The organism is Streptomyces sp. CB03238 (genome assembly GCF_002099185.1).
GTDB lineage: Bacteria > Actinomycetota > Actinomycetes > Streptomycetales > Streptomycetaceae > Streptomyces.
Map to the genome: position 1 here is coordinate 76,103 of NZ_NBCN01000006.1, position 18,723 is coordinate 94,825.

Here is an 18,723-nt window from a genome sequence, read left to right on the forward strand (position 1 = left end):
GTCCCCGAACGGACGGACACGACGACACAAGACCCCGTACGTACCGGGTCTGAGGGGAAGACGTTCACCACATGCCGGACCGCCGACGCCAGTCCACGGAGTCCCCGTCCACGTCCACGGACGAGAACAATCCGTTCGCGCCGCCGCCCGAGGGCAGGCCGGACCAGCCGTGGCAGCCGCGCCGCCCCGAGAACGGCGGCGACTCCGGGACCAGGACCGGGACCGGGTCCGACTCCGGGACCGGGTCCGACTCCGGGTCCGGGTCCGGGTCCGACTCCGGGTCCGGGTCCGGGTCCGGGTCCGGTTCGGGCTCCGACGAGCGCCCGGAGCGTCCGGCCTGGGGCAGCCAGTGGAGCCCGCGGCAGCCGGGGCGCTCCTCCGGCGGCTTCGGCAGCCGCCCGAGCGGTGACCAGCAGGGCGGCGGCCAGGGTCCGGGCGGACAGGGTCCGGGCGGCCCCGAGGCGCCCGCACCGCGCTGGGACCCGACCGACCCGGCGCAGCGCCGCGCCCGCTACGCACTGCTGTCGGGCATGTGGGCGTTCTTCTTCGCGATCTTCGACTTCCCGGAGATCGCGCTGCTGCTGGGCGCCCTGGCCCTGTACTGGGGCATCAGCTCGCTGCGCGGCGCGCCCCGCCCCGCCGCCGCCGGCCAGGTCGCCACCACCGGTTCCCCGGCCCCGGCCGGCCCGCCGCCCGGTTCCGGCCGCCCGCAGACGACGGCCGCGGTGAGCGGCCTGGTCACGGCGGCGCTGGCGCTGATGATCGTGGCGGCGACGTTCACGATCCAGCTCGTCTACCGCGACTACTACGCGTGCGTGGACGACGCCCTGACGAAGACGGGCCAGTTGTCCTGCAACGAGTTGCTCCCCGAGCCGCTGCGTGACGTCTTCGGCGTACAGGAGTGATCAGGAGTAGTCAGGACTCCTGAGGGGGCCTGGCTCCCTTGTCGTCGGCATCTTCGTCGGGTGGGGCGGGGGCGTCGTCGTCGGTGGCGGTGCCCTCCGGCACGGCCGGGCCCGCCCACGGGGCGCCCGCGGCGTGCGGGGGCGGGGGGAACGTGGCCATGAGGCCGCCCGAGGCTTCCTTGAGGGCCGTCCAGCGTGCTTCGCGGGCCGACGGCTCCTCCCAGGACGCCGGGAGGAAGTCGTACGGCTCGAAGGCCGGGTCGCCGGGGTCGTCCTCGGGAGCCCGGCCAGGAGCGGGCGCAACCGATGCGGGGGCGGCCGGCGCGGGGGTGGCCGCATCCGGTGACGGCACCGGTACCGGCACCGCCCCGGGCTCGCCTCCCGCACCGCCTCCCGCACCGCCCCCGGCACCGTCCTCGCCCCGTCGCCGCCACGCCCGCAGCGCCAGCGCGACCGGCACGCCGAGGCCCGCCGTCCACGCCATCGCCGCCCCGCCCACGCGCCACCACACCGGGCCGAACGCCCCCAGGCGGCCCGTCCCCAGCGGCCCGCCCGAGGCCGCCGCCAGTACCGCCGCTCCCGCCCCGACCAGCACGGCCGCCAGCAGCGCGGCCACCGCCGTGTCCCGTACGCCCGTGTCCCGTACGCCCGTGCCCCGTACGCCCGTGTCCCTCGCCCGCCACCCGCAGTACCAGCCGACCGCCGCGCCTGCCGCCACCGGCACCACCGCGGCCGTCCAGTTCACCCAGGTCCCGCGCCCGTCCGCCGGCAGGGCGGCCAGCAGCGGGAAGGGGGGCAGCCCCGCGGCCCCGGTCACCGCGAGGGGGGTGGCCGTCGCCCCCGTACCGAGCAGGAATCCCGGACCGAGCCCGTACGCCGCGCCCCACACCGCCGCGTTCGGGACGAGCGCGAGCGCCAGCAGCAGCAGCGCCATCCGCCCCGACCAGACGCCGGACAGGCCCAGCAGCGACTCGCGCGCCGCGCCCGCGTGCCACACCAGCGACACCGCGACCAGCACCGCTCCCCCGCCGGCCAGCGCGCCCAGCCCGACGCCCGCGGCGCGTACGGCGACGGCCGTGCGGGAGCGGGCGAGTTCGACCCGGATCCGCTCCGGTACCCATGCCGGGAGGGGCCCCGACGGGCGCCCGTGCGCCGTCCACACCCCGGCGGCCGCGGCGAGCGCGACGAGCGGCGGGAGGTGGAGCGCCGCACCGAGGGGCGCGGCGGGCAGCGGCCCGCCCGCCGCGTACCCCACGGCCCCGGCCGCCACCAGCAGGTAACCGACCGTCACGGCACCCACCGCGCCGCTCGCCGCGGGTTTCGGCCGCGCCTCACCGGGTTCGGCGGCGTCCCGCGCGGTCCGGTACACCAGCCACACCGGCAGCGCCACGAGCAGCAGCGGGACGACGCCGACGGGAGCGGGCGGCCCTTCGAGCGTGGCGGGGCGCACCAGTTCCACACCGTGGGCGAGGAGCCAGACGCCCGCGGCGACGTGCAGGGCGCCGCCGGGGCCGCTGTCGGGGTACGGGGAGCTGATCCAGATCACCATCACCAGGACGGTGACGGAGCCGAGCCCGAGCCCGGCGGCGAGCGCGCCGCGCACACAGGCTCCGGCCAGCGCGGCGGTCCGGCCGCCCTGGACGAGGGCCGGCGGGTGGTCGGTCGCTTCGGTCACGGCGCCATGCTGCCAACGACACGCGCTTGATCCACGTAACGGGCGAATAGCCGGTGTGGCGCGCAATATACGGTTATGTACTTTTCCGCTGAGTGCAGCCCTGCCGGGGGCCGGCCATGACCCAGACCACGACCACGACCACCCCCATCCCTTCCGCGCCCCCGCTGCCGTCCCCCAAGGAACGGCGCAGGCTGCGCGAGGCGATGTCCATGACGGAGGATCAGCTCGCCCAGCTGGTCGGGGTCACGCGCGCGACGGTCCGTTCCTGGGAGACGGGGCGCACAAACCCACGCGGGCGCAAACGGGAGGCGTACGCGAAGCTGCTGTGCGCCGCCCAGGAAGGCCGGTCCGCCCGCAGCCAGTCGCCGAGGCCGAAGCGCCGGTCACAACCCGAGCAGGGGCAGGGCTCGTCTCGACCGCCCCTCCTCGAGCCCGGCACCGCGACCGGGGCCGGGTCCGGGGCCGCCCCCCTCGGCCCCGCCGACGCGTTCGACGCGCTGTACGCGTACGCCGCCCCCGGCCTCGTACAGCAGGCCTACCTGCTCACCGGGCGGCGCCGGCTGTCCCGCGAGGCCGTCGAGTACGCCTTCCACCTGGCGTGGGAGCGCTGGCCCGAGGTCGCGGTGGACCGGGACCCGGCCGGGTGGGTGAGGGCGGCCATGCACGAGTACGCCCTGTCGCCCTGGCACCGGCTGCGCCGCTCGCACCGGCACCCCGACGCCCCCACCACCGACCGGGCCACCCGCGCGCTGCGCGGCGCGCTGCTGGAGCTGCCGCCCGCGTACCGCCGCACGCTGCTGCTGTACGACGGTCTCGGCCTGGACCTGCCGGAGACGGCCGCCGAGACGGAGGCGAGCACCCCGGCCGCCGGGAACCGTGTCCTGCACGCCCGCGAACTGCTCGCCGAGCGCATCCCGGAACTCGCCGATCCGGCGGTCCTGCACAAACGGCTGGCCTCGCTGCTCGCCAAGGGCCCCACCATGGTGCTGGCCACGCCCCGGACCGTACGCACCGGCAGCGAGCGCCGGGCCAGGTTCTGGACCAGGGCGGCCATCGGGCTGACGACGCTCATCGTCGGCGCGACCGCGTTCACGCTGGCCACCGCGCCGACCGGCTACCGGCCGCCGCTGGCTCCGGGCGAGGCGGTCGGCGGTGTCCCGGTCCTCAGCGGCCCGCAGCGGCTGACCCCGCAGGACGAGGCGCTGCGCGACCGACTGCGTGCGGAGCCAGTCACCGGGCCGCCCCGTCTGGTACCGGACACGCGCTGACGCCGTCGGACGCGAGGCGCCCCCCGCGGCGGCCGCGTTCACGCCGGCGCTCCTCGGGGCCGAAGCGGTGTGCGCCGTCCGCCACGGCGGAGAATGGCGATGGGCCCGCCCCCGGACGGATGTCCGGGGGCGGGCCCATCGCCTGTGCGGCAGTGCTCAGGCAGCCGTGGCTCAGCCTGCGGCTGTGCTTAGTTGCCGAGAATGGCGCGCGCCAGCTTGGCCGTCTCGGTCGGGGTCTTGCCGACCTTGACGCCCGCGGCCTCCAGGGCCTCCTTCTTCGCCTGCGCGGTGCCGGACGAACCGGACACGATCGCACCGGCGTGGCCCATCGTCTTGCCCTCGGGGGCCGTGAAGCCCGCGACGTAGCCGACGACCGGCTTGGTGACGTTCTTGGCGATGAAGTCGGCGGCCCGCTCCTCCGCGTCGCCACCGATCTCACCGATCATCACGATCAGCTCGGTCTCGGGGTCGGCCTCGAAGGCCGCGAGCGCGTCGATGTGCGTCGTACCGATGACCGGGTCGCCACCGATGCCGACGGCCGACGAGAAGCCGATGTCGCGCAGCTCGTACATCATCTGGTAGGTCAGCGTGCCCGACTTCGACACGAGACCGATGCGGCCCGGCTTGGTGATGTCGCCCGGGATGATGCCGGCGTTGGACTGGCCGGGGGTGATCAGGCCGGGGCAGTTCGGGCCGATGATCCGGGTCTTGTTGCCCTTCTCCACGGCGTACGCGTAGAACGCGGCGGAGTCGTGGACCGCGATGCCCTCGGTGATGACGACGGCCAGCGGGATCTCGGCGTCGATGGCCTCGACGACGGCGGCCTTGGCGAAGGCCGGCGGCACGAAGAGGACGGAGACGTCGGCGCCCGTCTTCTCCATCGCTTCCTTGACGGAGCCGAAGACCGGGACCTCGGTGCCGTCGAAGTCGACGGTGGTGCCCGCCTTGCGCGGGTTCACGCCACCGACGATGTTGGTGCCGTCACCCAGCATGAGCTTGGTGTGCTTCATGCCCGTGGCACCGGTCATGCCCTGGACGATGACCTTGCTTTCCTTGGTCAGGAAGATAGCCATGGTGTTTCTGACCTCGTCCCTTACTTCGCAGCCGCGAGCTCGGCGGCCTTGTCGGCCGCGCCGTCCATGGTGTCCACGCGCTGCACGAGCGGGTGGTTGGCGTCCGACAGGATCTTGCGACCCAGCTCCGCGTTGTTGCCGTCGAGGCGCACGACCAGCGGCTTGGTGACCTCTTCGCCACGCGAGGACAGCAGGTTCAGGGCCTGGACGATGCCGTTGGCGACCTCGTCGCAGGCGGTGATGCCGCCGAAGACGTTGACGAAGACCGACTTGACGTCCGGGTCCCCGAGGATGATCTCGAGGCCGTTCGCCATGACCTCGGCGGAGGCGCCGCCGCCGATGTCGAGGAAGTTGGCGGGCTTGACGCCACCGTGCGCCTCACCGGCGTACGCGACGACGTCCAGGGTCGACATGACCAGGCCGGCGCCGTTGCCGATGATGCCGACCTCGCCGTCGAGCTTGACGTAGTTGAGGTTCTTGGCCTTGGCGGCAGCCTCGAGCGGGTTGGCTGCGGCCTTGTCCTCGAGCTCGGCGTGGTCGGGGTGGCGGAAGTCGGCGTTGGCGTCCAGGGACACCTTGCCGTCGAGGGCGATGACGCGGCCGTCGGCGACCTTGGCCAGCGGGTTGACCTCGACGAGGAGGGCGTCCTCGGCGACGAAGGTCTTCCACAGGGTCACGAGGATCTCGGCGACCTGGTCCTTGACCTCGGCCGGGAACTTCGCGGCCTCGACGATCTCGCGGGCCTTGGCCTCGGTGACACCCTCGTTGGCGTCGACCGGGATCTTCGCCAGGGCCTCGGGCTTGGTGGCCGCGACTTCCTCGATGTCCATGCCGCCCTCGACGGAGGCCATGGCGAGGAAGGTGCGGTTGGTGCGGTCGAGGAGGTACGAGACGTAGTACTCCTCGGCGATCTCGGGTGCCGTCTCGGCGATCATCACCTTGTGGACCGTGTGGCCCTTGATGTCCATGCCGAGGATGTCCGTCGCGCGGGCGACGGCCTCGTCCGGCGTGGCGGCCAGCTTCACGCCGCCGGCCTTGCCGCGGCCGCCGACCTTCACCTGCGCCTTGACGACCGAACGGCCGCCCAGTCGCTCGGTCGCCTCGCGCGCCGCCTCAGGCGTGTCGATGACTTCACCGGCCAGCACCGGTACACCGTGCTTGGCGAAGAGGTCCCTCGCCTGGTACTCGAACAGGTCCACGCGCGTCCGTCCCTTTTCTGGTGATCGCGGTTCCGTTGTCTGCGTGGGCGTGCCGCGGAGGGCAACGTGACTGCGCTGTCACAAGGGAGGCGTACACGGTGTCCGTGGACGCGGCATGTCCGTCTCGCAGATTATCCCCGTGAGACCGAGGCACCTAAATCGCAGATCACACCGGAGCGGTGATACCTGTCACAAGCACGAACCTCAAACGGGCGGCCCCACCGACTGTGAGACCGCCCGTTGCTACGGATTTCGTACCGGATCAGACGCCGTAGGGGAGGTAGTCCGGGGTGACGGTGCCGACCGTGCCCTGGACGCCGGAGACGGCGTTGCCGGCGAGCGGCTGGACGTCACCGGTCACGCCCTCGACCAGGCCGGTCGCGAAGGGCTGGGCGTCGCCCGTCACGTCGTACGCGAACGGCGCCACCTCACCGGTCACGCCGCCCACCAGGCCGGTCGCGCTGCCGCTCACGCCCTGCGCGACCGGCTGGACCTGGTCGGCGACGGCCTGGACGAGCGGCTGCACGGAGCCCGTGACACCGTCCGCGAACGGCTGCACCTGGCCGGCCACACCGCCGGCGAGCGGCTGGACGCCGGAGACGACGTCGGCGGCGAACGGGTAGGCGTCGGAGACCACGTCCTCGACGAGGACGCCCGCGTCCCCGGCCGCCTGGCCGGCGACCGGCGCGGCGGAGTGGACGGCGCGGTACGCGATGGGCGGCAGCGCGTCCTGGGCGGCGGCGTCCGCGACGGGGGTGGCGGTGGCGACGGGGTCGCTCTGCACCTCGTGGGCGAAGGCGGAGAGGGGGCCGAAGAGGTAGTCGATCTCGCCCTCGGCCTCGGTCCGGACCTCGGCACCGACGCCCTGGACCTGAGAGGTGGTGCCCTGGACCTGGGCGGTGGTGCCCTGGACCTGGGCGGTGGTGCCCTGGACCTGGGCGGTCGCGTACCGGGCGTCGGTGGTGACGTCCTGGGTGGCCTGCTGCTGGGTGTCCTGGACGTGGGTGGTGACGGCGGCCGTGGTGTGGTCCGTGACCGTGTCGGCCGCGTCGACCACCTTGTCGGGGGTGGAGAGCGGCACGGAGACGGACACCTCGGCCGCACTGGCGGCGGCGGTGCCGATCGCCCACATGCCGGTGGCGGTGGCGGCGACGGCTATGGAGCGGCGGATGTTCTTGTGCATGGGTGCGTCGGTTCCTTCGAATTCGGTTGGAGACGGCGGGCAGACCTGTCCCGCCCCCGCGCGGCAGGTCTTGAGCGGGGGGAGGCCTGCCCTAGCCGGGGAATTCGAGGATGTTGTGCGGTCGGTCCTGGATGGGCGCGGCGGTCGCCGGCAGCGCGGTGCCCCGCACGGGTGCGGTGTGCGCGTCCGCCCGGTACGCCATGGCATGCGGGTCGCCCGGGCGCGGCGGGCCGCTGTCGCCGGCGGCGGACGGCCGGACGACGCCGCCGCACGGGCCGGGCGCGAACGGCAGCGGCGCGGCGACGACGACCGCGTCCACGTCTGCGGGGCCGTGTTGGGTGGCGGTGCCGGCGCCCGTCGCCTCGGCGGCCGTGGCGTGCGGGGCCGTGGCGTGGGGAGCCGCGGCGTGCGGGGCCGCGGCGTGCGGGGCCGCGGTCTGCGTACGGGGCGGGGCGGCGCCCTGGTGAGCGGCGTTCGGGCCGGGGGCCTGTGCCGCGTCGTGGGGCCGGGGGTCGCCGGCCGGCGGTGCGAGCAGCGAACCCGGGTGGTCCGCCGGGAAGGGTGCCGCAGGAGTTGCGGGGAGGACGGGGCCGGAGGGCGCCTCGACCGGGGCCTGCGGGAGCGCCCCGGTGACCTCGCGGACGGCGCCCGTGACGGGCTCGGTGACGGCCTGGGCGACGGCCTGGGCGACCGGCTCGACAGCCTCCGTGGCCTCGCGCACGGCGGCCGGCGCGATGGCGGGGTCGGCGTCGGGCGCGTCCGGGAGCCGCTCCGTGGCGGCTGACCGCTCCACCTGGGTGGCGGCGTTCGCCGTCGACGGCTGGTCCGCCGCGTGCGCCGGGCCGCCGCACAGCATGCCGAGGGCCAGCAGGCCTCCGAGGAACAGCACGACCGCCAGCGCACGCCGCGCCACCGCCCCGCGCTCGGTGCGCGGGGCGGCAGCGTGCGCGAGAGCTGCTGCGGCAGTCACGGTGTCCGGAATCCTCCCCATGCGCGGAACATCGTCTTCCGCGTACGTCGCGCTGATGCTTGCACGAACATCCCGGGTTGACGCAAGTCCCGTGTTACTGATGGGTCACCATGTCCGGTATGGGCAGGGGCCGCTTCTCGATCGCCGCGGCCATCACCTCCGGGAAGAGGTCCGGGGTGCACGCGAACGCCGGTACTCCCAGCGCGGCGAGCGCGGCCGCGTGTTCGCGGTCGTACGCCGGTGCTCCCTCGTCGGAGAGCGCGAGCAGCGCCACGAACTGCACGCCCGACGCCTTCATCGCCGCCACTCGCTTCAGCATCTCGTCGCGTATACCGCCCTCGTAGAGGTCGCTGATGAGGACGACCACGGTGTCGGCCGGGCGCGTGAGCTGCGACTGGCAGTACGCCAGCGCCCGGTTGATGTCGGTTCCGCCGCCGAGCTGGGTGCCGAACAGGACGTCGACGGGGTCGTCGAGCTGGTCGGTGAGGTCGACGACGGCCGTGTCGAAGACGACGAGCCGGGTCGCGAGGGAGCGCATGGAGGCCAGCACGGCTCCGAACACCGAGGCGTACACGATGGACGCCGCCATCGAACCCGACTGGTCGATGCAGAGCACCACGTCCTTCTTCACGGACTGCGCGGCCCGCCCGTACCCGATGAGCCGCTCGGGCACGATCGTGCGGTGCTCCGGGAGGTAGTTCTTCAGGTTCGCCCGGATGGTGCGGTCCCAGTCGATGTCCCGGTGGCGCGGCCGGCTGACGCGGGCGCTGCGGTCGAGTGCGCCGGTGAGCGTGGCGCGGGTGCGGGTCGCGAGCCGCTTCTCCAGGTCGTCGACGACCTTGCGTACGACGGCCCGTGCCGTTTCCTTCGTCGTCTCGGGCATCGCCTTGTTGAGCGAGAGCAACGTACCGACGAGGTGGACGTCGGCCTCGACGGCCTCGAGCATCTCCGGCTCCAGCAGCAGCGTCGACAGACCGAGCCGGTCGATCGCGTCACGCTGCATCACCTGCACGACGGAGCTGGGGAAGTGGGCGCGGATGTCGCCGAGCCAGCGGGCGACGGACGGCGCCGACGCCCCGAGCCCCGCGGACCGATCGCGCCCGCTGCGGCCCTGGCTGTTGTCCTTCTCCCCGTACAGCGCGGCCAGGGTGCCGTCCATGGCGGCGTCGGTCCCGGCGAGCGTGCGGCCCGTGCCGTCGGCCGCGCCTCCACCCAGCACCAGGCGCCAGCGCCGCAGCCGCTCGTCCTCACTCACTGCCCCACCCCCAGAAGGTTGTTGTCGTCCCTGCCGGCCGTGCCCAGCAGCAGGCGCAGCAGCGGCAGCACCGCGTCCGCCCGGGTCTGGTCCAGCTCCGCCGCGAAGCCGGGGACCCCGGCCTCCGCGCGGGCCGGGCCCCCGCTTTCCGGGCCGCGCCGCACCAGCTCGCCCAGCGTGCGCCGGACGCCGGGTTCGTACGCGGAGAACGTACGCCGCAGCAGCGGCAGGACATCGGTGAACGCCTCCGCCGGAACGCCGGTGAGCCAGGCGTCGACGAGCCCGAGGAGCCGTTCGTCGTGGACGAGCAGCATGCCGCCGCCGGGGTTGGCCGCGCCCCCGCCGACGAACCCCTCGATCCAGGCGGCCGCTTCGGCGGGCGGCGTTCCCGGCGAGAGGGCGAGCCCCATCAGCCGCGCGGCTTCGTCCTCGGCGAGCCGCCCGTCGTCCAGCAGCAGCCGGGCGGCCCGCCCCCGTATGACGCCGGGCACGCTGTCGCGGTCGGCGAGCGTGCCGAGGACGCCGGCCCAGCGGCCGGTGAGGTCTTCCGTGCCGTCCTCCGTGTCCGGCAGGAGCCGGATCGCGGTGTGGACGGCGTCCAGGTGGGCGCGCATCTCGGCGGCGCCGTCCGCGTCGAGGCCCGCGCACGCGGGCGGCAGGCCGACGCAGACGCGCAGCGCGAGTCCGATGGCGACCTCGCCGAGCGCGGCCGTGTCCGTGGCGCGGACGTCGCCGTACCGCAGGGAGCGGGCCAGCGCCGGCAGGGCCTGGGCGAGGTGCCCGACGTCCGCGTCGAGCGCGGCCCGGTCGGCGAGGGCCTTCATCACCACGGGCAGCGCGTCGGAGAGCCCCGCCAGGAGGCACCGTTCGGCGAGGGCGGTGACGTCGGCGAGCGCGGTCGCCGAGGTGGCTTCCGATTCCGCCCTGGCGGTGGCGGCGGCGAGGACGGTGGTGCCCCACATGCCGGCTTCGGCGACCCGTACGTGCAGCTCCGGCTCCCAGCGCAGCCGCCAGGTCTCCCGGAACGTGCCGGTGCTGCCGCGTCCGGCGGCCGGTTCGCCCCAGCCGACGCCCAGGAGCCGCAGCCGGTGCAGTAGTCGGCTGCGCGCGGCGTCGGTCTCCTTGCGCAGGTCCAGGTCGAGCTCGCGCTCCAGGGCCTCGGGCTTGAGGCGCAGGCTGCGCTGGAGCCTGGTGAGGTCGCGTTGCAGGGGCACGGCGGGGGCGCTCTCGGGCACTTCGCCGAGTGCGTCGCCGATGACGAGCCGGTCCTTGATGAGCCCGAGCGGTACGTCGGAGCCGTCGCACATCACCGCCCGTACGGCGTCGATGGTCTCGGTCAGGCCCGCGAGCGGACGCCCCCGCATGGCGGCGAGTGTCCCGGCGAGCCGTACGGCCTCGATGACGTGGGCGGAGGAGACGATCCGGTCCTCGTCGCGCAGCAGTCCGGCGACCTTGGTCATCCAGCGCTCGACCGGCCGGTCCGGGGCGCCGAACAGATGCCCGTACCAGCCGGGTGAGTCGATGCCGGCGCCGTAGCCGCTGTGCCGGGCGAGCCTGCGGTGCGTCCAGGGCACCCAGGTGATCTCCGTCTTGACCTTGGGCAGGCCCTTGAGGAGGGCCCGGTCGGCGGTGACGGTGGTCTTCGCGGCGAGCGCGGGCACGTGCCAGGCTCCGCAGACGACGGCCACACCGTCTCCGTGCGTCTTGCGCGCGGCGCGGAGCTGGAGGCGCATGTATGCCTCGCGGATCAGATCGCGGTCGTGTCCACCGTGTCCGTACATCTCGCGCAGGGCGGCCATGGCGTCGGCGAGGCCGGTGAACACCGCGATCGGGTCGTGGTCGCCGGTGCCCGGCGGCCCGTTGGGTGCGGCGCCGGTGCCGCGGTGCTCGATCACGTCCTCCCACCAGCGCTCGGGGTCGTCGTACCCGGCGGTCTCGGCGAGGACGGCGATGGGGTCGATCCGCAGTCCGTACCGCTGGCCGTCGCCTTCGCCGCCGTCCGTCTCCTCCCCTTCGCCGTCCGTCCAGGTGGGGTCCTTCGCCATGGCGAGCGTGTGGGTGGCGGGCAGGTCGATGAAGTGCACGGCGGCGCCGTGGTCGAGCGCCCAGCGGATGGCGACCCACTCGGGGGAGAACTCGGCCATCGGCCAGAAGGACGCCCGCCCGGGGTCGTCCACGGCGTGCGCGAGCAGCGCGACCGGGGGGCTCATCCGCTCGTCGGCGGCGAGCGGCAGGAGCGCGTCCCCTTCGGGCGGCCCTTCGATCAGCACGGCCGGGGGCTTGGCGGCGTCGAGCGCGGCCCGCACGGCGCGTGCCGATCCGGGGCCGTGGTGGCGGACGCCGAGCAGCAGGGGGCCAGTGGCCGCCGTCATGCCGACACCTCCCGGCACGCCCGGTAGAAGTCCTTCCAGCCGTCCCGTTCGCGGACGACGGTCTCCAGGTACTCCTGCCAGACGACCCGGTCGGCCGCCGGGTCGCGGACGACGGCGCCGAGGATGCCGGCGGCGACGTCACCGGGGCGCAGTACGCCGTCGCCGAAGTGGGCGGCGAGGGCGAGGCCCCCCGTGACGACGGAGATCGCCTCTGCGGTGGAGAGTGTCCCGGAGGGGGACTTGATCTTGGTGCGGCCGTCGGTGGTCACGCCGTCGCGCAGTTCGCGGAAGACGGTGACGACCCTGCGGATCTCGTCGATGCCCTCGGGTGCGGCGGGCAGGTCGAGGGAGCGCCCTATCTGGTCGACGCGCCGGGAGACGATGTCCACCTCGGCCTCCGGTGTCGCGGGCAGCGGGAGGACGACGGTGTTGAAGCGGCGGCGCAGCGCGCTGGACAGCTCGTTGACGCCGCGGTCGCGGTCGTTGGCGGTGGCGATGAGGTTGAATCCCCGTACTGCCTGGACTTCTTGGCCGAGCTCGGGGATGGGCAGGGTCTTCTCGGACAGGATCGTGATCAGGGTGTCCTGCACGTCGGCGGGGATACGGGTGAGCTCCTCGACGCGGGCGGTCATGCCGTCGGACATGGCCCGCATGACCGGGCTGGGCACCAGGGCGTCGCGGCTGGGCCCATGGGCGAGCAGCTGCGCGTAGTTCCACCCGTAGCGGATGGCTTCCTCGGGGGTGCCGGCCGTGCCCTGCACCAGGAGGGTGGAGTCGCCGCTGACGGCGGCGGCGAGGTGTTCGGAGACCCAGGTCTTGGCGGTGCCGGGGACGCCCAGCAGGAGCAGGGCGCGGTCGGTGGCGAGGGTGGTGACGGCGACTTCGACGATCCGGCGCGGTCCCACGTACTTCGGTGTGATCACGGTGCCGTCGGTCAGCGTGCCGCCGAGCAGGTAGGTGGCGACGGCCCACGGCGACATCCGCCAGCGGGCCGGGCGGGGCCGGTCGTCGACCGCGGCGAGTGCCGTCAGTTCGTGCGCGAACGCGTCCTCGGCGTGCGGGCGCAGGGCCTCGCCGCGGGATGTCTCGGTGGCTTCGGTGGTTTCGGGCACGGTCATGGATCCCCCTCCAGATCGTGTTCGACCGGGTGTGGAATCAACCGTGCACCATGGCACTGACAATCGGTCGTTTCCGCAGCTCAGGGCGGAACCGACCGATGTTCGAGCGGAGTTGCCGACGGGTCAGCCGGCGACGGGCGACACGGCGATGCAGCCGGTGGTCCTTCTCGACTGCTTGGCGGCCTCGTCCCCACTCGCCCGGGCGAATTCGCTGGTCAGGGCCGATTGTCAGTGGGACCGCCTACCGTCGTTCCCATGAATCAGCAGGGGGTGCGCTGGACGGCGGAACAGGTGCTGGCTCTGGCTCCTGACGACGCCTCACGCAGAGCGGGCAGCAAGCTCGGCACGGCCGGGCCGTGGTCGGGCGGGGGAAGCGACGGCTCGGGGGCCGTCTGGGGGCTGTGCAAGGGCAGCGGAAGCACGCCGTACCAGACGGTCGTCGACACCACGGGCCCGGCGTACGCGTGCAGTTGTCCGAGCCGGAAGTTCCCGTGCAAACACGCGTTGGGGCTCTTGCTGCTCTGGGCGGCGGACGGGGAGACCGTGCGCGGCTCCGACCCGCCGGACTGGGCCGAGCGGTGGCTGGCGGGCCGGCGGGCACGCGCGGCCGGCAACAAGGAAGCGGACCCGGGCGCCGGCCGCCCGGCGAAGAGCGCCGACCCCGAGGCGGCCCGGCGCCGGGCGGATCAACGGGCCGCCCGGATCACCGCGGGCGCCGAGGAGTTGGAGCAGCGGCTGGCCGACCTGCTGCGCGGCGGGCTCGCCTCCGCCGACCGGTCGGGGTACGAGCTGTGGGACGAGACCGCGGCGCGGATGGTCGACGCGCAGGCGCCCGGCCTCGCCGGCCGGGTCAGGGAGCTGGGGGCGATACCGGGCACGGGGCCCGGCTGGCCGGTGCGGCTGCTGGAGGAGTGCGCGCTGACGCATCTGCTCGACCGGGCGTGGCTGGACATCGAGCGGCTGCCGGAGCCGCTGGCCGCGACGGTCCGCACCCGGGTAGGGCTGACGGCGCCCGCCGACGGCCCCGCCGTGCGCGACCACTGGTCGGTCCTCGCCCGGTACGACACCTCGGACGGCAAGCTGACCACGCGCCGCGTCTGGCTGTACGGCAGGGACAGCGGGCGAACGGCGCTGCTGCTGTCGTTCGGCGCGGCCGGGCGCGCCCCCGGAATCGCCCTGCCGGTGGGTGTGGTGATCGACGCCGAGGTCACGCCGTACGCGGGGGCGGCCCAGCTACGGGCCGAGCTGGGCGAGCAGTTCTCGGTGCCGGTGCCCGACGCCGGGCCCCCGCCGGGCGGGCCGGTGGCCGACGCTGTCGCGGCCTACGGGACGGCCCTGCGGGACGACCCGTGGCTGGACTCCTGGCCGGTGACGCTGGCCGGCGTCATACCCGTGCCGTTGCCGGACGGCGGCTGGCAGCTGGCCGACGCCGACGGCAGGTGTGCCCTGCCGGTCGCCCCGGCCGCGCTCGCCCGGCCCGGCCTGTGGCGGCTGGCCGCGCTGTCGGGCGGCAGGCCGGTCACGGTGTTCGGCGAGTGCGGGCACCGAGGCTTCACCCCGCTGACCGCCTGGTCGGCGGACACGCCCGAGACGGTCGCGCTGACCTGAGCGTACGGAGGACACGATGACCACCACGACCTGGGAAGACCTCGTCACCTCGGCGCTGCTGGGCACCGACCGCCGCGCGCCGGCTCCCGACGTCCTGACGCCCGGCAAGGACGCGCCGGTCGCACTGCTGGACGCCGCCGCGCTGCACACCGTCCGGCGGCGGGCGGGCCTGCTCCCGGGGCCCGCCGCCGCCCTGCCCGAGCCGGCGCCGCGCGACGAGCGGCCACCGCTTCCCGACGCGGCCCGGCGCCGGCTCGCCCAACTGCTCGCCGACCGTTCCGGCGCGTCCTCGGGCGGCGGCCGCCGGGGCACGGCACCCGACCTCACGGAGCTGCTCCCGCAGTGGCTGGCGGCGGCAAACGAGCACGGCTACCAGGCGCCGGCGTCCGTCCTGCCCGCGCTGCTCGACGCGGCCCGCGCCCGCACCGATCTGCGCCCCGCCGCATTGACGTTCGCCGGGCCGCGCGGGCTGTGGCTGGCCCGGCTCAACCCGGAGTGGCGGTTCGCGCTGCGCGGCGGATCGGGCGGGACCACGCTGCCCGACCCCACCGACGAGGACGCCGTGCGGTGCCTGTGGCAGGAAGGCCTGTTCGCCGAACGGGTCGCCCTGCTCGGAGCCGTACGGGCACACGACCCGGCCGCCGCGGCCGCCCTGCTGGGCTCGACCTGGTCGGGCGAACGGGCCGAGGACCGGCTGATGTTCCTCGACTCACTGCGTACGGGGCTGTCCGACGCCGACGAGCCGTTCCTTGAGCAGGCGCTCTCCGACCGCAGCCGCAATGTCCGCTCCACCGCCGCCGAGCTGCTCTCCGCGCTGCCCCGGTCGGCGCTCGCCGGCCGCATGGCCGACCGGGCGTCCACATGCGTGGGCCTGGACCGTACGGGCGACCAGGCGGCCATCACCGTCGAGGCCCCGCACGAGTGCGACGCGAGCATGCAGCGCGACGGCGTCCTGCCCGACCCGCCGACCGGGCGGGGCGAACGCTCATGGTGGCTGGGCCAGTTGGTCGAGTCCGCCCCGCTCGCCGTCTGGCCCTCCCGGCTCGGCGGCCGCACCCCCGAGCAGATCGTCGCCCTGCCGGTCGTGGACGACTGGCGCGACGAGTTGCACGCCGCGTGGTGCCGCGCGGCGGTCCGGCAACGGGACCCCGCCTGGGCGCGCGCACTGCTCGGCCCGCCCACCACGCCCCCGGCGACCGGCCCGGGCACGTCCTCGCTCGCCGAGCGGTCGAAACTCCTGTCCATCCTGCCCGGCGACGAACGGGCCCTCTGGGTCGCCGACTTCATCGCGGCGCACGGGCTGTCGGAGGCGTTCCAGCTGCTGGGCGTCTGCGCGGTGCCATGGGCCGAGCCGCTCGGCCGCGCGGTGGTCGACGCGCTGGACATCGCCCGCGACGCGGGCAGCTACCCCTGGAGCTTCAGCGGCGTCATGGGCCTGGCGGAACGCTGCCTCGACCCCGCCCAGGCGGACCGCCTCGAGGTCCTGACGGCCCTCCCGGACGAACCGGAAGGCGCGTCCCCGGGGGCGGGCGGCTACTGGTCGGAGGCGTTCCAACGCCTCGTCGCCACGCTACGGCTCCGCGCGGCGATGCGTACCGAACTCCTGGGCCCTCGCCCCGGGGCCCCGGACGGGGAGTGAGCCGTACGTGCGTTTCCCCCACTCCGGACCCCCTGGCGGGGGAGGTGGGTCGTACGTGGGGGCTGACGCCCCCACACACACCCGGCGGCAGCTTCGCGCCGCTCGGGCGACCCCGCACCCGGTCGGCGGCTCCCCGCTGCCGCGAGGGCAGCGACCTGACCGTGCACACGGGGCGACTGCGTAACGCGGGGCAGTGACGTGCCCGGGTGCCTTGGCCCGCCCCGAGGGGGACGCGCAGTGGGGCGTGTTCTGGGCGTAGAACGACTGAGCTTGCGAAGGAGAGCCCAGGACACGACCCACGGAGCGGACCTCAACGGCACACCCCCGCGCCGGGCCACCCCAAGGGCCTGACCCGCCGGAACGGCGACCGGTCGCGGGCGGTGCCCCGGGCGGCCTCCACGGCACCCGTACGTGCGCGGGCGACCCCGGCAGGCCCCACGCCCAGGCGCGGGCCCCGAACAGAGCCGCACCCGCCCGGACACCCGATCAGCAGTTGGCCACCCGACCAAAGGGGCACCGACCGACACGGGCACCCCGCCGGGACAGGCACCCGGCACGGGGCACGCGACCGGAGGGGCACCGACCGCACGGGCACCCGGCCGGGGAGCACCCGGCACGGCACCGACCGGCACGGGCACCCCGCCCGGGCAGGCACCCGGCACGGGCACCCGACCGGCGCGTGCACCGACCAGCAGGTCACCCGGCCGGGGGCACCCAGCTGGGAAGCAGCAGGTTACGCCTCGGCGGAGACGCGGACGTTGGCGTTGACCCAGTCCACGATCGACGCCGTCGTCGCGCCGGGCGTGAAGATCTCCGCCACGCCCTTCTCCTTCAGCGGCGCGATGTCCGCGTCCGGGATGATCCCGCCGCCGAACACCTTGATGTCCTCCGCGTCGCGCTCCTTCAACAGCTCGAGCACCTTCGCGAACAACGTGTTGTGGGCGCCCGACAGGATCGACAGACCGATCGCGTCCGCGTCCTCCTGGATCGCCGTGTCGACGATCTGTTCCGGCGTCTGGTGCAGGCCGGTGTAGATGACCTCCATACCGGCGTCACGCAGCGCCCGCGCGATCACCTTCGCGCCGCGATCGTGGCCGTCGAGACCCGGCTTGGCCACCACCACGCGGATCGGACCGGTCACACCCATCACTGCCTCCACATGCGTCCCCCGTACCTATATGCCCGGGGAGGTGAACGAACGTTATCGACAGCATCCCGCAACCGGCCGTTTCGCGGTGGATAGCGAGGGGGAAATCACACGTGGGACATGTTCGCTACGCGTCGTACCCGCACCGGGCGGCCCATCGGCCACAGGAGAAGCCGGGACGATCGCTACGGGAGCCGCAACGAGGTCGTCGTATCACCGTGCCGCCAGCCGCGCGGCGCGGCGGTACGGCCCCATCGCCACCACCCCTCCGAGCCGGCACCCCAGTTCGGAGGTCGGCCGTGAAGGTCCTGTTGCCCTGGAAGGTGCTGCCCTTCTTTCCGTTACGGCTGTCCGCCGCGCTGATCAAGGCCACCGCCCTGGAGGTGGCGATCCTCGCCGGTCACCTCCTCCTCTACCCCACCGGCATCGCACCGGAACGCCGGCCGCCCACTGCCACCACAACCACCGGCGGCCGCGGCGCCCTCCCGCCGACCGTGCTGCTGCACGGCTTCGTCGACAACCGCTCCGTCTTCGTCCTGCTGCGCCGCTCCCTCGCCCGGCACGGCCGACGCCATGTGGAGTCGCTCAACTACTCACTGTTGACGTGCGACATCCGGGCCGCCGCCGAGCTGCTCGGCCGCCATGTCGAGGAGATCTGCGACCGCACCGGGCACGGCGAGGTCGACATCGTCGGGCACAGCCTGGGCGGGCTGATCGCCCGCTACTACGTGCAGCGGCTCGGCGGTGACCGGCGCGTGCGCACACTCGTCACGCTCGGTACGCCGCACTCCGGCACGACCGCCGCGCCGCTCGCGGGCGCGCACCCGCTGGTGCGCCAGATGCGTCCTGGCTCGTCCGTAGTGCGGGAGTTGAGCGAGCCGGCCCCTCACTGCCGTACGCGCTTCGTCAGCTTCTGGAGCGATCTGGACCAGTGGATGGTGCCCGTCGAGACGGCGCGCATCGACCATCCGGACCTGATCGCGCGGAATGTCCGCGTCATCGGGATCGGCCACCTCGCGCTGCCCGTTCACCCCGCGGTCGCGGCCGGCATCCGTGAGGTCCTGGAGTCCGACGGAGCGACCGCCGGAACCTCCGATTCCATGTCGGTGGCCTGACACCACACGACCAGAGTTCGAACATTTCTCGAACGTAGGGCCAAAGCTCTGCCCACACTCCGCCGAAAGGCGGCCGAATGCCCGTTTCCCCCGGGCCTAAAACCCACGGAAGATTGTCGGTTGCGCGTACCGCCGGGTACAGTCGCGCCCACTGCTTTCCCCTCTGGGTCGCCCCTTCGCCGGGGTCGATCCCAGA

14 protein-coding genes are annotated in these 18,723 nt (G+C 74.2%); 5 read left to right on the plus strand and 9 right to left on the minus strand.

Going from position 1 to position 18,723, the window contains the following annotated elements; genetic code table 11:
- Positions 1–71: 71 nt before the first annotated feature.
- Positions 72–905 (plus strand): hypothetical protein, encoded by an 834-nt coding sequence (locus BKD26_RS11655; protein WP_084897784.1) that lies wholly within the window; start codon positions 72–74, stop codon positions 903–905.
- A gap of 10 nt (positions 906–915) precedes the next feature.
- On the opposite strand, the gene BKD26_RS11660 is transcribed toward BKD26_RS11655, so the two are convergent.
- Entirely contained in the window at positions 916–2,580 is a 1,665-nt protein-coding gene (locus BKD26_RS11660; protein WP_107417824.1) for a DUF6350 family protein, read from the minus strand.
- A gap of 116 nt (positions 2,581–2,696) precedes the next feature.
- On the opposite strand from BKD26_RS11660, the gene BKD26_RS11665 reads away from it, so the two are divergent.
- The gene (locus BKD26_RS11665) at positions 2,697–3,848 is read left to right on the plus strand and encodes a helix-turn-helix domain-containing protein (protein ID WP_084897786.1); all 1,152 of its coding nucleotides are present in this window, start codon (positions 2,697–2,699) and stop codon (positions 3,846–3,848) included.
- Positions 3,849–4,036: 188 nt separating this feature from the next.
- On the opposite strand, the gene sucD is transcribed toward BKD26_RS11665, so the two are convergent.
- From sucD to BKD26_RS11700, 7 genes are all read right to left on the minus strand, one after another.
- Positions 4,037–4,921 (minus strand): succinate--CoA ligase subunit alpha, encoded by an 885-nt coding sequence (gene sucD, locus BKD26_RS11670; protein WP_084897787.1) that lies wholly within the window; start codon positions 4,919–4,921, stop codon positions 4,037–4,039.
- Between the two features lie 20 nt (positions 4,922–4,941).
- A complete protein-coding gene (gene sucC, locus BKD26_RS11675) occupies positions 4,942–6,120 on the minus strand; it encodes an ADP-forming succinate--CoA ligase subunit beta (RefSeq protein ID WP_073753664.1) in 1,179 nt (392 codons plus the stop codon).
- 262 nt (positions 6,121–6,382) lie between these two features.
- Complete coding sequence (locus tag BKD26_RS11680) at positions 6,383–7,303, minus strand: hypothetical protein (protein ID WP_084897788.1); 921 nt, start codon at positions 7,301–7,303, stop codon at positions 6,383–6,385.
- 91 nt (positions 7,304–7,394) lie between these two features.
- Positions 7,395–8,273, minus strand: coding sequence for a hypothetical protein (locus BKD26_RS39070; protein WP_143662640.1), 879 nt, complete (start codon positions 8,271–8,273; stop codon positions 7,395–7,397).
- Between the two features lie 94 nt (positions 8,274–8,367).
- The gene (locus tag BKD26_RS11690) at positions 8,368–9,528 is read right to left on the minus strand and encodes a VWA domain-containing protein (protein WP_084897790.1); all 1,161 of its coding nucleotides are present in this window, start codon (positions 9,526–9,528) and stop codon (positions 8,368–8,370) included.
- Positions 9,525–11,900, minus strand: coding sequence for a DUF5682 family protein (locus BKD26_RS11695; protein WP_084898003.1), 2,376 nt, complete (start codon positions 11,898–11,900; stop codon positions 9,525–9,527). Before BKD26_RS11695 ends, BKD26_RS11690 begins: the two co-directional genes overlap by 4 nt.
- Positions 11,897–13,018, minus strand: a complete 1,122-nt coding sequence (locus BKD26_RS11700; RefSeq protein WP_084897791.1) for an AAA family ATPase — start codon at positions 13,016–13,018, stop codon at positions 11,897–11,899. Before BKD26_RS11700 ends, BKD26_RS11695 begins: the two co-directional genes overlap by 4 nt.
- Positions 13,019–13,273: 255 nt before the next feature.
- Here BKD26_RS11700 and BKD26_RS11705 point away from each other — a divergent pair, with 255 nt between their 5' ends.
- Both BKD26_RS11705 and BKD26_RS11710 read left to right on the plus strand, forming a co-directional pair.
- Positions 13,274–14,626 (plus strand): SWIM zinc finger family protein, encoded by a 1,353-nt coding sequence (locus BKD26_RS11705; protein ID WP_179166509.1) that lies wholly within the window; start codon positions 13,274–13,276, stop codon positions 14,624–14,626.
- A 16-nt stretch (positions 14,627–14,642) separates the two neighbouring features.
- A complete protein-coding gene (locus BKD26_RS11710) occupies positions 14,643–16,265 on the plus strand; it encodes a DUF5691 domain-containing protein (RefSeq protein ID WP_084897793.1) in 1,623 nt (540 codons plus the stop codon).
- Positions 16,266–16,998: 733 nt separating this feature from the next.
- On the opposite strand, the gene BKD26_RS11715 is transcribed toward BKD26_RS11710, so the two are convergent.
- A complete protein-coding gene (locus BKD26_RS11715) occupies positions 16,999–17,412 on the minus strand; it encodes a cobalamin B12-binding domain-containing protein (RefSeq protein WP_073753619.1) in 414 nt (137 codons plus the stop codon).
- A 299-nt stretch (positions 17,413–17,711) separates the two neighbouring features.
- Here BKD26_RS11715 and BKD26_RS11720 point away from each other — a divergent pair, with 299 nt between their 5' ends.
- Positions 17,712–18,527, plus strand: coding sequence for an alpha/beta fold hydrolase (locus tag BKD26_RS11720; protein WP_241518609.1), 816 nt, complete (start codon positions 17,712–17,714; stop codon positions 18,525–18,527).
- The last annotated feature ends 196 nt before the right edge of the window (positions 18,528–18,723 follow it).